This is a genomic window from Oceanospirillum sediminis (assembly GCF_014164585.1).
GTDB lineage: Bacteria > Pseudomonadota > Gammaproteobacteria > Pseudomonadales > Halomonadaceae > Oceanospirillum > Oceanospirillum sediminis.
In genome coordinates, this window is record NZ_JACJFM010000113.1 from 1 (window position 1) to 492 (window position 492).

Genomic DNA, 492 nt, shown 5'->3' on the forward strand with positions numbered 1-492 from the left:
GAAGGGAAAATGAATAAAAAATCTAAACAATTTTATTATGAAAAAATCAATCTACTTAGCAACTTTTTTATCGTTGCTCTCAACATCACTTTTTGCTCAAATTGGGGGAATTGAAGATTCCGTTAATGATGTGGGCGATACCATACGTACCATATTTCCAATTTTACTTGGTGTCATCTTTCTAGTTGGATTCCTATTTAACGCAGGACATTTCTTTGGGGAAAACGCAGACCTTAAAAAAGGTATTACTAGAGTACTTGTATTTGTTTTGATTGCGGGTGCGGTTGTGGGCATCTTCACATATTTAATAGGCATCGTAGTATAATTGAACCCTCATCGAGGGCTTTATTAAAAAAGTTGTATGAAGAAATTCGAGGTCTATAAAAACATTAGAAAAAGGGCAGTCATTTTTGGGCTGCCTATTTCCCTGTTCGCCCTAATGATGGTGTCTATTTTGGCTTCGCTGCTCATTATCATTTTCTCTTTCAGTTT

The 492-nt window shown here is 35.6% G+C and carries 1 protein-coding gene; it reads left to right on the top strand.

Features of this window, described 5'->3' with window-relative positions:
• Positions 1 to 37 precede the first annotated feature (37 nt).
• Positions 38 to 325, top strand: a complete 288-nt coding sequence (locus H4O21_RS28075) for a hypothetical protein (protein WP_073243663.1) — start codon at positions 38 to 40, stop codon at positions 323 to 325.
• The last annotated feature ends 167 nt before the right edge of the window (positions 326 to 492 follow it).

Excerpts from the sequence above, each read along its gene's own strand:
- H4O21_RS28075 (WP_073243663.1), top strand. The coding sequence starts at position 38 with ATGAAAAAATCAATCTACTTAGCAACTTTTTTATCGTTGCTCTCAACA.